General features: G+C 49.8%; 13 protein-coding genes. 9 read left to right on the top strand and 4 right to left on the bottom strand.

Going from position 1 to position 14148, the window contains the following annotated elements; translation table 11 throughout:
- Window positions 1–17: 17 nt before the first annotated feature.
- Together MKY41_RS10665 and MKY41_RS10660 are read left to right on the top strand one after the other, a co-directional pair.
- Window positions 18–410, top strand: a complete 393-nt coding sequence (locus MKY41_RS10665; protein WP_340744992.1) for a hypothetical protein — start codon at window positions 18–20, stop codon at window positions 408–410.
- 675 nt (window positions 411–1085) lie between these two features.
- On the top strand, window positions 1086–2033 hold the full coding sequence (locus MKY41_RS10660; RefSeq protein WP_340744991.1) for a nuclease-related domain-containing protein: 948 nt from the start codon (window positions 1086–1088) through the stop codon (window positions 2031–2033).
- Between the two features lie 284 nt (window positions 2034–2317).
- Here MKY41_RS10660 and MKY41_RS10655 read toward each other — a convergent pair whose 3' ends face one another.
- On the bottom strand, window positions 2318–2755 hold the full coding sequence (locus MKY41_RS10655; RefSeq protein ID WP_340744990.1) for a YwpF family protein: 438 nt from the start codon (window positions 2753–2755) through the stop codon (window positions 2318–2320).
- Between the two features lie 264 nt (window positions 2756–3019).
- On the opposite strand from MKY41_RS10655, the gene MKY41_RS10650 reads away from it, so the two are divergent.
- Together MKY41_RS10650 and MKY41_RS10645 are read left to right on the top strand one after the other, a co-directional pair.
- The gene (locus tag MKY41_RS10650; RefSeq protein ID WP_340744989.1) at window positions 3020–3460 is read left to right on the top strand and encodes a single-stranded DNA-binding protein; all 441 of its coding nucleotides are present in this window, start codon (window positions 3020–3022) and stop codon (window positions 3458–3460) included.
- Between the two features lie 327 nt (window positions 3461–3787).
- On the top strand, window positions 3788–3949 hold the full coding sequence (locus tag MKY41_RS10645) for a hypothetical protein (RefSeq protein WP_340744988.1): 162 nt from the start codon (window positions 3788–3790) through the stop codon (window positions 3947–3949).
- On the opposite strand, the gene MKY41_RS10640 is transcribed toward MKY41_RS10645, so the two are convergent.
- The 3 genes from MKY41_RS10640 to MKY41_RS10630 all read right to left on the bottom strand — a co-directional run bounded on the left by MKY41_RS10640 (window position 3943) and on the right by MKY41_RS10630 (window position 8765).
- Window positions 3943–6669, bottom strand: coding sequence for a DEAD/DEAH box helicase (locus tag MKY41_RS10640; protein WP_340744987.1), 2727 nt, complete (start codon window positions 6667–6669; stop codon window positions 3943–3945). The genes MKY41_RS10645 and MKY41_RS10640 overlap by 7 nt on opposite strands.
- Window positions 6666–8249, bottom strand: a complete 1584-nt coding sequence (locus MKY41_RS10635; RefSeq protein WP_340744986.1) for a hypothetical protein — start codon at window positions 8247–8249, stop codon at window positions 6666–6668. The genes MKY41_RS10640 and MKY41_RS10635 overlap by 4 nt, the downstream gene beginning before the upstream one ends.
- A 66-nt stretch (window positions 8250–8315) precedes the next feature.
- Complete coding sequence (locus tag MKY41_RS10630; RefSeq protein WP_340744985.1) at window positions 8316–8765, bottom strand: helix-turn-helix domain-containing protein; 450 nt, start codon at window positions 8763–8765, stop codon at window positions 8316–8318.
- Window positions 8766–8952: 187 nt separating this feature from the next.
- On the opposite strand from MKY41_RS10630, the gene MKY41_RS10625 reads away from it, so the two are divergent.
- The 5 genes from MKY41_RS10625 to MKY41_RS10605 all read left to right on the top strand — a co-directional run bounded on the left by MKY41_RS10625 (window position 8953) and on the right by MKY41_RS10605 (window position 14081).
- On the top strand, window positions 8953–9315 hold the full coding sequence (locus MKY41_RS10625) for a hypothetical protein (protein WP_340744984.1): 363 nt from the start codon (window positions 8953–8955) through the stop codon (window positions 9313–9315).
- Window positions 9316–9439: 124 nt separating this feature from the next.
- Window positions 9440–9889 (top strand): transcriptional regulator, encoded by a 450-nt coding sequence (locus MKY41_RS10620; protein ID WP_340744983.1) that lies wholly within the window; start codon window positions 9440–9442, stop codon window positions 9887–9889.
- A 1464-nt stretch (window positions 9890–11353) separates the two neighbouring features.
- Window positions 11354–12046, top strand: a complete 693-nt coding sequence (locus tag MKY41_RS10615) for a hypothetical protein (RefSeq protein WP_340744982.1) — start codon at window positions 11354–11356, stop codon at window positions 12044–12046.
- Window positions 12043–13344, top strand: coding sequence for an efflux RND transporter periplasmic adaptor subunit (locus MKY41_RS10610; RefSeq protein WP_340744981.1), 1302 nt, complete (start codon window positions 12043–12045; stop codon window positions 13342–13344). The genes MKY41_RS10615 and MKY41_RS10610 overlap by 4 nt, the downstream gene beginning before the upstream one ends.
- 119 nt (window positions 13345–13463) lie before the next feature.
- Entirely contained in the window at window positions 13464–14081 is a 618-nt protein-coding gene (locus tag MKY41_RS10605) for a 3'-5' exonuclease (protein ID WP_340744980.1), read from the top strand.
- Window positions 14082–14148 lie beyond the last annotated feature (67 nt).

Below are 14148 nucleotides of genomic sequence, written 5' to 3'. Positions count from 1 at the left end.
AAAGGAGGGAATTTTTCATGTTCAAAAAAGTCTTACCGCTCGTTTTCATGTCGGGTCTTGTCCTTGCGGCTTGTAACAACAACGGGGATAACGGAAACAACGACAATAATGGGGCAGTGCCGAACAACAACGAAACGCCGATGGAAAACCTGGAAGACCGGACCCGGGATTGGACACCTGATGTGAACAACAACGGTGTAAACAACAATGGGCAAACCGGGCCTAACCTCGATGGCATCGATAACGGCAATGACAACCGGGTACGTGACGGCATCATAGACGGCACCGATATGAACAACGGGATCGATAACGGCGACACGACCACCACTCCACGTGACAACGTTAACGATGATGACCTGAATAACAACCGGAAAAACAATAACAACATGAACGGTACCAACAACCGCTAACCGCAAGCCGAATTAAAACCGTCCCTCGCCATGGCAAGGGACGGTTTTTTCCTGACTAACTGGGCTTTGTGCACCGCACTCATAACTAGCATCGGCACGCTCATAATTCTGCGTCCGCCGCTCATATCCTATGGGTCGCGCTCATAACGTGTGAATACTCGCTCATATACATGTGGGGCGCGCTTATAGCGAATGGATTCCCGCTCATATCTTGTGCGCCCGCGCCCATACCACATGTGTCTCCGCTGATATGAGATTGGTTAGCGCTCCTAGCGAATGGCGGCTCCCGCTCATAACAGGTGCGCCCGTGCTCATAACGCGTGTATCCTCGCTGATATGAGATTGGTTAGCGCTCCTGCGAAGGTTCCCCGCTCATAACGAGTGCGCCCGCGCCCATAACGCGTGTGTCCCCGCTGATATAAATTTGCTCGTCCTCATAACGTGTGTGTCCACATCCGGAACGCTTACTTATACCCATGCTTTCATAACTAACATTCCACTTCTTAACCCTCACGCATTATCCCCCCTTTTACTTATAGTAAGTATCAGATGTTGAAATACACGAAATTAAATACTTGTCAAGCAATTATAATTAAAACCCTCAAAATTCTATTTTGAGGGAATCTGTTTCAAATATCAAATTTGTTTGATAATCTCAAAGAAGGAGGGAAAAAAATGATCCTTAAAGAAAGAACGATGCCGAAAAACTTAGTAGGCACGGCAGCTTTAATGAGACGTCTTCATCCAGATCATGCAAAATATCAACAAATTCGGGAAAATTATCGGAACACGAAAGCGGGGTTTGGGGGAGAATCGGATTTTGATAAGCATATGAAAGAGTTCAGACCTAATTATCCATATGCTATCCTGCATGACATTTGTCTGAAACAGGACGGAATCTATTTTCAAATGGATTCCATATTAATTACCCCAGCATTTATCGTAATTTTTGAAGTGAAAAATTATGCGGGGAAGATATGGATCAAGTCCAAACCAACCCAATTCATCCGAGAACTACCGTCGGGCGAACGAAAAGTGATGAGTAGTCCCATCGTCGAGCTAGAGCGTAAACAATATTTACTGAACAATTGGCTCGTGCAAAGGAAGATCAATTTGCCCATCAAAACAATTGTGGCTTTCGCATTTACAAATGAATTGATGATGGAGGAAGAGCTGGAAATCAAGATTCTCTTTACTAATGAAGTCCCGAATTATTTAAGGACATTGCCGGTGGAGAATGAAATAATAAGGAGAGAAAAAATTCAAAACTTGGCTATTTCAGTAAGAAAACATCATCAAGAGTATGATCCGTTTCCGATGATTGAAACAATGGGCTTGGCACGGGAGGATATTCTGTTCGGCGTCATCTGCCCATCTTGCGGCTGCCGCCAAATGGAATGGATTCAGAGAAAATGGGGCTGTCCACATTGTAAGCACGCTAGCACAACCTGTCACCATGACGCGCTCGCCGACTGGACTTGCCTTATCAGCAAGCGAATTACAAATAAAGAATTCCGTGAGTTTACATTCTTGAAAAACCCTCATGTTGCCAAGAGGCTCTTACTGCGTTCCGGGCTAACTAAAAGGGGGGAGCGCCGAGGTGCTTATTATGTAATGGAATAAAGCAGGATGCTAAAACGCTTCATAATTTGCAAGCGTTTTAGCATTCATGGTCCAATCTATTGTTCTTATAATTAAAAACTGCGTGTCCTGCGCCCATAATTGTTTGTTCCGCGCTCATAACCCCGGATTTGCGCTCATAGCCGTTTGTTCCCCGCTCATAACTCCGTGCCCGCGCTCATAAACGTTCGTCCCTGCTCATAACCCCGTATCCCGCGCCATAACCCACACACCCATCCCCCCATCCCCACAAAAAAACCGCCCTCTCCAGGCGGCATTCACAACTCTCAACTATTCTTCCTATCTTTTTTCAACCGTGGGCGGGAGCGCATGTCGGATTCGAAGCGGCGGAGCAGGTCGCCGCCGTCGAGGCCTTCGCCAATCAGCTCTTCGAGAAGTTGTTCCGCGTATTGGGAACGGGCTCGTTTTAGTCGGCCTTTCATTAAGACCGAAATATTGTCGCCAATTTTTTTGACTGCTTCGACGGCGACGCGGAAGGCGGCTGGTTCATTTTCCGGGTAAGAAATGACTACTTTGGCTTCCAGCAGCTCGTCGGCGGCTTTCCAGTTTTCGAACGTTTCCTGATATTTTTCGTCGATGAACAGTTCCAACACCCACATATGGTGGCTGTTTTCCTGATTGATGATAATCCCGTCGATCAGCGGAAAATCCTTCATTTGATCGTCGTCCAGGATGCTGACGGACAACATTTTAAACGATTTCATAGTCGCCACCCCTCCTCTTTTTCCATCCAGTATACCACAGCTTCCCAAATAATCGGCAAATGTGCGAAAGTCGAATTGTCTGGGAAAATGAAAAATTTGACGAAGCGCGTCAGAATAAGGAAAATCCATCTACCTCTCCAGATAGCTCAATCCAAATCCCCGTTTTGTTCGCGAAAAACGGGGCAAAACGCCATTTTGGGACTTTGCCAGAACAAAGCTCCGCCGCGTATGATGAAACCAATCACAAAGAAAGGAGGGACCTACTTGAACCAGGTTGCACTCGTGGGGCGCCTTACGAAAGATCCCATGCTCCGGAAATTCGCGGAGGGACGGCTGCAGACAAGTTTTGTATTGGCCATCAATCGCAATTTTAAGAATCAAAAAGGCGAGGTGGACACGGACTTTGTCTTATGCACCGTGTGGGGAAGGACGGCGGAAAATACGGCGAAGCATTGCGGAAAAGGATCTTTGATCGGCGTAGGCGGACGGATCCAGTCGCGGACATACGAGCGGGCGGATGGGAAACGCGTGTATGTCACAGAAGTGATTGCCGATGATATCCGTTTTTTGGCGACGAAAAATCGGACTCATGACAACCTGTATGGTGAACCGGATGCCAACGAAGCGTCTTCATCAGCGGATGAGGGGGCGACGGAACATTTCCAATTGCCGGAAAAGGAAATGGAAGGACTACCGATTTTCTGATCGTCGTCCAAGATACATAGCGTCGGCGGAAAATCGCAAGAAAGGAGAAGAGGGGGCCGGTCTGCAAGCCGGAAATGGTTGACACAACTGAAAAATGGAATGAGAAATTTAAAGGATGGGCTTTCGCCGGGGTGGGATCCGGCGAGCCGAATAAACACATGCCGTGGACTGTGATCATCAGGGGGTCCGACACACGGTGTATCAGGGTGAGAGAACAGCTTATATCAAAGAGGGGCGGTAACTCCGCCAACAAAAAGCCGGACAGCCAGGCGGGGGAGACTGCTTTCCCCGCCAGCGTATCCGGCGTCATATGGAAGGGTGTGTCAAATGCGTACTATCGAAAAAGAAGTTCTACGGATGGAACTGCAAATCGGGCAATTGATCAACATCATCGCAAACCTCAATGAACGAATCGGCTACTTGGAGGAAGACAAACGGAAAGGCAGGACAGCCACTGTACATAAAATTCCGCTCGCCCGCCGTCACTGATCGAACGACAGCAAATCCTCCAACTCGGTATCCGAAAGCTCAGTCAACCATTGGCTCGATTGGATCAGTTCTGCGGAAAGTTCCGCTTTCTCAGCGAGCATCTTATCAATTTTCTCCTCGATTGTCCCGATGGTCACAAATTTATGGACATGGACGAACTTCGTCTGTCCGATCCGGTATGCCCGGTCGGTTGCCTGGTTCTCGACAGCCGGATTCCACCAACGGTCCGCATGGAGGACGTGGTTCGCCCGTGTCAAATTCAAGCCGGTCCCCCCTGCCTTCAATGACAAGATGAAGACAGGGAACTCGCCGTTCTGGAAGGCCGCAACGAGATGATCCCGCTGCCCTTTCGGCATGCTGCCCGTTAGAAACGGTACGTCGATGCCGTGCAACTCCGACAAACTTTGGCGGATCAGCTGCCCCATGCCGATGTATTGCGTGAAAATGAGACATTGTTCGCCATTTCCCGCAATATCGGCGGCCATCGTGACGATCCGTTCGAGCTTATCTGACCTAGCAAGGAGCTGTTCCGCCGGGGCGGCAGGTTCTTTTAGGAACAGAGCGGGATGATTGCATAATTGCTTGAGCCGGCTGAGCATTTTCAAGATCAGTCCTTTTTTCTCGAAACCGGTCAGTGTCTGCAATTTGAACTTCGTCTCTTCAAGGAAGCTCTCGTATAAGGCGGCCTGCTCGGCAGTCAGCGGGCAATATTCGTTCTGTTCAAGCTTCTTCGGTAAATTTAGCTGCAATTCGGGGTCGTTTTTCGTCCGTCGCAATAAAAACGGTCGGATCTTCGCACGCAGTTTCCGTTTATCCAATTCGGAATCATCCCGCTCAATCGGAATGCTAAAATTGTCCGTGAACTTGCGGAAACTCCCGAAATACCCTTTATGGATGAAATCAAAAATGGCCCACAACTCGGACAACCGGTTCTCGATCGGTGTCCCGGTCAAAGCGATATGATGTCGCCCGTGGAGCTTGCGGATCATCCTTGATTGCTTCGTCTGCATGTTTTTTATGTTCTGGGCTTCGTCGAGCGTGATGCTGGCAAACTCGATGTCGGCAAGCATTTCTCCGTCCTGGGAAGCCGTTCCGAACGTCGTCAGTACGACATCCGGTTTTATCGTTTCCAATAGAGCCTTGAAATTCTCCTCTTTCGCACGGGAAGGTCCGTAATGCGTATGGACGGAAAGGGAAGGAGCAAACCGCTCAATCTCTTTCTGCCAGTTCCCCAGCACGCTCGTCGGGCAGACAATCAATGACGGGGAATCCGCAATCCGCTTCCGATGGACATTCAGCAAATAGGCGATAAGCTGGACCGTCTTTCCAAGTCCCATATCATCCGCAAGGCAGGCCCCGAATTGATTGGCACGCATGAAGACAAGCCAGTTATAGCCATCGACCTGGTACGGACGAAGATCCGTCTGCAAGTCCTCGGGAATACCCGCTTCAGGCAACCCTTTCTTATCGGAGAGCATCTCCATATAATGGCGCAGCGATTTCTCCATCGTGAAAGCGAAAAGGGGATCGTCCGAAAGGTCTTCGTCTTCCATGGGGACAATCTCCTCCGGCACATCCTGGAACAGCAGATCCTTCACGGTCCATTCGCCGGCATCCGCCCGGTCCATCAATTCCCGAATTTTCTGGAGCCACTGAGGGTCGATATGGAACCATTCGTCACCCGAACGGATATACTCCCGGTTTTCGTCGACGAGCTTGCGGAAGGTTTCCCGGTCGATTTCCCGATCAGCGAGTGAGAAACTCCAATCGAAGGACAGCACTTCATCAAGGCCCGTTGCCGACTTAAACGAAGTGACGCCCGCGTTCGTCCGGATCCGCATTTTCGATTCGGTCACCGATTTCAACCAAGCCGGAAGGATAACCGGGAATCCGAACGTCTGAAAGAGCGGCAAATCGTTTTGAATGAACAGCCGGACATCGCTATCCGCCATTTCGAAGGAGAGGAATCGATCACCGGGCAAGATGTCCACCGAACTGAGGAAAGACGCCATTTCAGACTGCCTTTTTAAAATATCCTCCGCAAATGGCTTCCATTTCGCCGGCAGGGCGTCCCCGATGGCCGCATCTTTCTTGCGGACTGCGGGTACCCAGTGCGATCCCCTTTCGCTCACAAGGACGGTTTCAAGCAACCATTCGGAGTCCGTATCCATCTCCGGTTCGGTCAAACGGAAGGCGACGCGGACCGACATATCTTCAGGTGATTCATCGGGCCAGCCGTACGTCTGCAAATGGGGCAGCAAGGTGGCCAGCTGCTCGGGATGAATGCCAAGGTCCGTCAATTTGCTATCGACTGCGAGCACAAGGAGGGTGGCCGCTTCATCCGATACACCGTCACGGAACCGGAGTTTGCCGTCTTCCAGCTCCGCGTGGGCCCACACATCGCCATCCGACCAGGCAGTGGCTGCTTCGCGGATGGCTTTGAGAAGGCGGCTGTTACTTTCGGTCATCCCTTCCACCGTCACAAACGGGTGCATGCGGGAAAAAATCGAAAGCAGCTGATCCGGTCGGAGCTTGACCGCATTCTCCGTCACGTCGACAAGCAGACCGAACAAGGACTGCTCTTGATTAAAGAACAAATAGGAAGCGAGTTGATCGGGAGCTATCCGGACACCATCCGGATCTTCTGCAGAGATGGAAAAAAGACGATGATCCGCCTGCTGGATGGACAGGCGGAATAGAAGGTTTAATGTTTCATTCATATGTTCAAATTCCCTTTCTCCATTTCTTCCATTAATGCGCGAAGGCGGCGGTATTTCTCGCGCACGGTATCGATATACCGGTTCCAGAACTCAACTTTTCCGCTTTTTTTCGAGCCCGCTTTCATCTTCTTGAAAATGCGGACAGCGGAACGATAGCTATGCCGATTCTTTTCATTGATTAATTGCATGGCATAAGTGTGGAGGAGGGGAAGGACGGTAGCGGGATCTTCAGCCAATGCAATCTTTAGGCCGCCCACTTCAGCCTCTTCATAGGTGACACGGAATCGATGCATCAAAGCGGCCCATTCGGCAAACCGGTTGCTCTCCACAAGGAAATCCGCGTATATGTCGACGCCTGCCATACCGTATTGAAGGAAGAGCGCCTCCCGATCCGCATCAGGGAAATCGGCCGTTTCCAATAAACCGTCCAAATGACGGATGAAAGAGGAATTGTACGCATAGCCATCCGCATTACTGACGAAGTCGCCAAGGTGCGGAAGCAATGCCTGCATGATGACGGTCAGAGAATCGATCTCCTCCTCCCCTTCGGCCAAATCCGCCAAGGGAAGCCAAATCGGCACTTGGGCCGTCTCCATATGAGCGACTGCCTGCTCCAATTTATCTTGCCGGCCTTGCAGAAGATGGAACAATGCGGTGAACATGCGAGATTCATCCGTATCGTAATTTTGCAGGATCGTTACCTCAGCCTCCCGGGAAGCGGTCTCCACGAAAAGCCCTTGCCAAAAGAGCCGGTACACGTAAAACCGTTCATCAAGCAGCCCTTCATTGAACAAGGCGAATGCTCGCACCATCTCTTTCAAGCGCTCATGGAATACATCCGCCTCGAACAGTTTCGGTTTCGAACCGATCGAGTGCACGGAGTCTTGCAGTTTTTCCATCTGTTCCGTCAGCCAATTTTTCACATACCATTTCCCATAATGAAAGGACAGGTTATCGCCTTTCAGATGGCCAGAAACGTACGGCCAGGCGGCGTCGAGTAAATGGAGCCGGTAATATAATTCAAAAAGCGGCTTCCACTCCCATTCGAAAGGGGAGAGCGGCTTCATTTTCTGTTCGATTAAATTGCTTTCGTGAATGAAAACCCCTGGATTTTCATTCAATTCGATGTGGCGCAGCGGGGCGGTTAAGCGGGATAGCACTTGGATCCACGCATCGGGCGTCCGATCGAAAACGGACAGGGCCATTTGCGCCGTCTCCATCTCCCGCCATTCATGCAGCCAGTCCGTAATCGAATGGAACTGGGAAAAGAGATGAAAAACGACGGCAATCCGGTGGGAACACCAGCTGGGTTCATCGCAAGTGCAAGTCGCCTCCATATTAGGAAAGGACAGAAGGACCTCTTGTGGTTCGGGTTCCTCCTTTATAATCGCCGTGATTTCACCGGGCGTTGCAGTGAACCGGTAAGGGCCCACCGCGTTGCGCCGGACATGGGACGTGGCTCGTCGTATCACTTGCGCTTCCCCCGGAATGTCGGGGCGAAGGGCATGTTTGATTTCATCGAGGAAAGTTTCAATTTCTTTTTCGTGTAAATAGGAAACACGTTCAACGGTCATGTGCATCGGACCACTCCCTAAGAAAAGCATTCCTTTCATTATAACGCTTTTTGGGGTGGTCCGTAAAAGAACTTAATCCGCTTCCCGGTTTTTGTTCCGTTTAAAAATCAACTCCAACATTTTTTTATTCGCATTCAGGAAATCTCGCCGATCTTTTTCGGTCAGAGTGGCGAGCAGTGTAACAAATTCACGTAACTCGGCAGATTCTTCAAAAAGTTGTCGATGCCTGTCGACAAAACTATCCATATAGCGTTCTTTCAATTCATTGGTTTGCTGGGCCCGGTCATCTTTATCCGCGCGTACGGATTTCAAAGGTTCTCCCAAGACCATGGCGAGAAAATAATCATCCGGGATGTCAAAAACCCTTTTGGCGACCGCCATCAAATCCTGTGGAAACCCTCGCTCGCTCCGTTCGTAGTTCGATAAGGTTTCCGGCGTGATGTTCAACTTGTAAGCAGCTTCTTTCTGCCGTATATGTATATATTCTTCCCTGTATTCCCTGAATTGTTGTCCGAAATGCATAGCGACACTCCCTTTTTTCCCAACCGTACGAAAGAAAGAGAGAGGGAGGGACAAAACCAACAATTTGTTTCCTGGAATCAAAGAATTGTTGGTTTTGCGATAAAATTATCCAATAAGTGAAAGAATAATAGGTACATTTATTCAAGTTTAGTTTGTTACTTTATTCACAAGGGAGAAGAGGAGTGAGATGTTGGAAAAGTTCGAGCTGTATGTCCCGAATTTAAGAAGCCTGTTGGAGAATAAAAGAGGATGCAAGAGGAAACGCGCCCGGCTTTTCAAAGAAATGCTGCCTGGGGTAAATGCGGTTTTCCTACCGGAGGAGAACAGGATGTACATCAGTCCGGTATCGAACGGCAAAATTCAATTTCAGCTGGTCGCCTTCGATTTGGAAAATGATAAAATCACGTTCCAGCGAAGAAGCGGGAGCGCTGGCGACGGACATCGATGGATTTTTGAAATGCTGTCGACCTTGCAGTGGGATTTCCTGCCGAAACAAATGTCCTATGTCATGGAACGCCCGCCGCAGCATACAATAGAAGAGAAAACCTGAATCCCTCTTTCAGCCCTTTCAGCCTCTGACGAATTGAACGATTGGAAGCGATTACATTCACATAATGGACGTAAATGTGATAGAATAATAATAATCGGAATATTCGATAATGGAGGGGAGAAAGATGCTAACCGTTCAACGTATGAAACCGTTCCTGATGAGCCAAGAGGATTTTCGTCTACGTCTTGTGTTTGCATATCAATACTTCTCCATCATTAAGGGAGAAGAAGTGTTCCAGTTCATACCGTCGGAAGGCAAGGAAATCGTAGTCAATTTGAAAAGCCTGCAAGTCGAAAACCTGGGAGAAATCTTCGTTTTCCAGCGAGGCAGCCGCTTCATCCGATTGCCGCTTTACCAATTGCTCCTCATCTCAGATCTCCACGTTCACTTGTCCACAATTCTTGAGGGGGTGGTAGAAATCGCAACAGATTCCGTGATGCCGAAAGAAGTGACGAAAGAAGCGGAAGGAATCATCGAATACTTGGAGATGGAGAACAAATGGCGCATGATCGACTACGCACTCGAAACCCATGACAAACAACTATTCAACGAACTGACGGAAGGAATGCAGTAACCTTGAAAACCAGCCCATGACAAAACACCTGTCGTTTATATTAAAACGGTAGGTGTTTTGTTTTGTAATGAAGTATGGGGGGAGAGTGTTTCCGTTACATGGGGGAATTATAGGAAGTAGGGAAGCTCATGTCTCAGTGTCTCGTATTCATAGCACGCGTCATGCGCTGATAATTCGGTTCAAGAGCTGATAACTTGCATCAACGGCTGATAACTCGGTTTAAGTGCTGATAACTATCGTCAACGGCTGATAACTTTGTCCAAGTGCTGATAGTTTGTGTCAAGGGCTGATAACTTTGTCCAAGTGCTGATAGTTTGTGTCAAGGGCTGATAACTTTGTCCAAGTGCTGATAGTCTGTGTCAAGGGCTGATAACTTGGATCAAGTACTGATATCCTGCGTCAACGGTTGATAACTCGGGTCAAGTGCTGATAACTCGTCGCTCCGCACCCATATTTCGAACGTCGCGCCCATAACTGCCGCTTCCGCGCTCATAGCTAAGCTTGCCCCGGCCATAACTTGGGTTCCGTGCTCAAATCTTCGCGTCTCGCGCCCATAAGTCGTCGCCTCGTGCTCAAATCTTCGCGTCTCGCGCCCATAAGTCGTCGCCTCGTGCTCAAATCTTCGCGTCTCGCGCCCATAAGTCGTCGCCTCGTGCTCAAATCTTCGCGTCTCGCGCCCATAAGTCGTCGCCTCGTGCTCAAATCTTCGCGTCTCGCGCCCATAAGTCGTCGCCTCGTGCTCAAATCTTCGCGTCTCGCGCCCATAAGTCGTCGCCTCGTGCTCAAATCTTCGCACCTCGCGCCCATAAGTCATCGCCTCGCGCTCAAATCTTCGCGTCTCGCGCCCATAAGTCGTCGCATCGTGCTCAAATCTTCGCACCTTGCGCCCATAAGTCGTCGCATCGTGCTCAAATCTTCGCGTTTCGCGCCCATAAGTCGTCGCCTCGCGCTCAAACCTCCGCGCCCTGCGCCCACAAGCCGTTTCCCCGCGCTCATACGCCATCGTTCCGCGCTCAAAACCCCGCACCCCGCCTCATCTCGTCAAAAAATGCAAGACTACTACAAACATCATAGAACCTGTCAAACCCAACAGAAAATCCTGCCAGGTGAGGTTGGACTTTTCGTGTTTATTCATAAGAAATCGCCCCTTTGTCGATTTCCCGGGAAATAAAGGGGGGGATTTCCCGGGAATCGTGTTCTACAAATAGGATAGCCAACTAACTCGGATGATAAACAAGTCGAGCACAAAAATTCAAACGATTCGCTCCTTCCGGAATAGTTACTCCAAAACCATCCCATCCCCTCCAATATAAGAAAAATTGACCCAAAATCCCTATAACCACCAGCACGCCTTCCGACCGTCAAACATTGCAAATCCCGCGTATTTTGCTAGAATGACAGTAATGGAAAATTTGAAGCGAACACACTTATTTCAGCCCATTGGCAGCAGGAAGGGATCATGGCATGTTCTTTGACTACAGATTTTGGCGATACCTGGCTAGCCCGCATCAATTGGCGGAGCAGTTGCAAACTTCCACGATGCGCGGATATCGGAAACGGGTTGTGGCGGTCTTTGTACTCGGCGTGTTGCTGTTTGCGACGCGGGAAGTATGGGGAATGAACACGGAAAAACTGACAGCGCTGCTCTCGACCATGACGACCGCCGATTATACAGTGGCCCGTTATGCCTCGCTGATCGGCATCCTGCTCTGGGCCATCCTGTACATGGCCTTCCACTATTGGGGAGTCGCATACATATTACACCGGATCACCTCGATCCCCTTCAAACAGCTGTTGCCCCTGCAATTGCTGGCAACAGGCATTTTGTTGATTGAGAAATTGCTCGTCTTCTCCATCTTCGCATTGAAAGGCGAGACAGCGGCGGTATCGTTCCTATCTTTCGGCCCGCTCGCGAACACCTTTCTCGACAACTGGTACATTATCTTTTTCCTAAATCAATTGACCGTGATGGGCGCGTTGATCATCGGGATCCAATATCGTTTCATCCGTGCTTACCCGAGCGACAACGGTTGGTATCGGATGCTGCCTGTCCTCATCGGGCTTCATGTAGCGATGGCGCTCTTAACGGCGGCAGTCGGTTTCATCCCGTACGAGGAGTGGTTCCACTCGCTTGTGGGAAGGGGTGTCGTTGAATGAACAGAACGATGAATTTTTTCGTCGCAATCGCCGTCAGTGCATTTTTGGCATGCAATCTGTATTTGCTCTATTCCTCGAAAAGTGTCATTCCGAAAACGATCTACGTCAGCCAATCCGAACGAATGACGAGCGGGGAGCATAGTGAGAAACTGGCGAAGGAGGGACTGGTCGCTCCTGCGGAAGTGTACACCGTCTATGTCAGCGATGACGAAGTGGTTGACACATGGGAAGTGAAGGAAGGCGACTATGTCTATCCGGGCGATGAAATTGCAACATTGCAAACTGTCCGGGCGGAAGGTCAGCGCGTTGTCTGGGAAGCAGAACGGGAAGCGCTCATGACGCAAAAGGCAGCCGTACTTAGCTTAATGAATTCACTCGAATCGGAACGTGATTCGGCACAATCCGACAGCTCGTCCAATGTCCGCAGATCGGACAGCACCCGGGAGGGCAATGAGGACGCAAGTGTCGAAGTAGGTTGGAATGTCGATGTGCAAGTCGATGTCAAACAGGACGGCTCTTACGCACAAGCCATCGCCGCGGCGGATCAGGAATTGGCGGATATCGAAAGGCAACTTGTCGTCGTGGAGACGCAGCTTGCGCAAAATCCGTCCCATCCAGCGCTAGTCAGCCCGGTGGAAGGGGTCGTCTCCCATGTGATTCGGACCGGTTCCACAATTGCGGTCGATATTTACAGCTCACAAAAAGTGGTCGTCACCTATGCAACTAATCAGGAATGGAAACGGATCGAGCAGGGCGACCGGGTGATGCTCCAAGGAGGCGACCTCGGAACTGCGGTGGTTGGCAACGTCCTATCCGTAGCGCAAACGCCAGCCAATCCGGATCGTTGGCTGGATGCCTACCAAGCACTCGATCCCAAAGAAGTGAAAAATCCGCTCGCTTACTACGAAGTGCGGATTTTGGCCGAAACGGATTTGGAATCGACGCCGTTCGGGGTCAATATGAATGCAATCGTCCTAGTAAATGAAGCACCGGATTCCATCGCCGTGAAAGATAGATGGCTCGTGGACAAGCTGAACGACCAAGCGGCCACCTGGGTGATTGACAAGGAAGGCTTCGCTACAAAAGTGGAAGTCACGACACCGTTCAGTTGGAAAAACAATGCCGTCGTGACGCAAGGTCTCCAAATAGGGGATGTCGTCGTGTCCGCCGAGCCACTCCGGAAGTACGAGGGCGAACCGCGTATCTTCCTGCCGATGCCGTCCGATTTCCCAACCAAATCAGAATGGAAAGCATTCGGCTGGCGGAATTATGTCGAGTATATGATTCTCAAACGGTAAATCCCTGCCTCGTGCGGGGATTTTCTTTCTCTTTTTTGGGGTAAGAAGAAGGATAAGAGGGTAATAGGAAGAATACCAGTTAGCAACGAGAGTATTTTCCAGCAAAAGGATGTGAAATGATGACCAAAGCAAGCCGACGTGCCATTGATTTATTAGAAAAAAAGCCATTACAGCAAAACTGGGGGGCCAGGAGAGCGGCGAGGGATAAAAAATATACGAACTCGCCCGTTTTGGCAAAAGATTATGTCGTCCTTGATTTCGAAACAACGGGCCTGCGAGCGGGAGCCGACCGGATCATCCAGATCGGGGCCATCAAATATAAGGACCACGAACAAGTCGACATGCTCAATACCTTCATCAACCCGCAGCGCCATATTTCCGATTTCATCACCAATTTAACAGGCATTTCCAATGAAAAGGTGGCATCCGCCCCGACAATTGAAAAGAAGGTCCCGGATTTATTGGAATTTATAGAAGACTTGCCGATCGTCGCTCATAATGCTTCGTTCGATATGGGCTTCCTGTACGCGCTCGACAGCATCGAGGGTGTCGAAATCCCGCAGTACAGAGTGATCGACACGGTCAAACTTGCCCGGAAGACAATCACGCAAACACCGAATCATAAACTGACGACGCTGACCCAATTCCTCCAACTGGAACATGACGCACACGACGCCATCGGAGATTGCCTGGCGACGGCCGCCATCTATCAATATTGCTATAGCCGAACTGTCTAAAAAAGTTCTCAAATCCCATTCTACCAGTCCTGCCAGAATGCTATGATGGAAGAAAAGAATGGGAAAT

The organism is Sporosarcina sp. FSL W7-1349 (assembly GCF_038003045.1).
Classification (GTDB): domain Bacteria; phylum Bacillota; class Bacilli; order Bacillales_A; family Planococcaceae; genus Sporosarcina.
This window is presented reverse-complemented; position numbering and strand designations above follow the sequence as displayed.

Excerpts from the sequence above, each read along its gene's own strand:
- MKY41_RS10615 (WP_340744982.1), top strand. The coding sequence starts at position 11,354 with ATGTTCTTTGACTACAGATTTTGGCGATACCTGGCTAGCCCGCATCAA.
- MKY41_RS10655 (WP_340744990.1), bottom strand. The coding sequence starts at position 2,755 with ATGAAATCGTTTAAAATGTTGTCCGTCAGCATCCTGGACGACGATCAA.
- MKY41_RS10660 (WP_340744991.1), top strand. The coding sequence starts at position 1,086 with ATGATCCTTAAAGAAAGAACGATGCCGAAAAACTTAGTAGGCACGGCA.
- MKY41_RS10635 (WP_340744986.1), bottom strand. The coding sequence starts at position 8,249 with ATGCACATGACCGTTGAACGTGTTTCCTATTTACACGAAAAAGAAATT.
- MKY41_RS10620 (WP_340744983.1), top strand. The coding sequence starts at position 9,440 with ATGCTAACCGTTCAACGTATGAAACCGTTCCTGATGAGCCAAGAGGAT.
- MKY41_RS10645 (WP_340744988.1), top strand. The coding sequence starts at position 3,788 with ATGCGTACTATCGAAAAAGAAGTTCTACGGATGGAACTGCAAATCGGG.
- MKY41_RS10605 (WP_340744980.1), top strand. The coding sequence starts at position 13,464 with ATGACCAAAGCAAGCCGACGTGCCATTGATTTATTAGAAAAAAAGCCA.
- MKY41_RS10610 (WP_340744981.1), top strand. The coding sequence starts at position 12,043 with ATGAACAGAACGATGAATTTTTTCGTCGCAATCGCCGTCAGTGCATTT.
- MKY41_RS10630 (WP_340744985.1), bottom strand. The coding sequence starts at position 8,765 with ATGCATTTCGGACAACAATTCAGGGAATACAGGGAAGAATATATACAT.
- MKY41_RS10665 (WP_340744992.1), top strand. The coding sequence starts at position 18 with ATGTTCAAAAAAGTCTTACCGCTCGTTTTCATGTCGGGTCTTGTCCTT.
- MKY41_RS10640 (WP_340744987.1), bottom strand. The coding sequence starts at position 6,669 with ATGAATGAAACATTAAACCTTCTATTCCGCCTGTCCATCCAGCAGGCG.
- MKY41_RS10625 (WP_340744984.1), top strand. The coding sequence starts at position 8,953 with ATGTTGGAAAAGTTCGAGCTGTATGTCCCGAATTTAAGAAGCCTGTTG.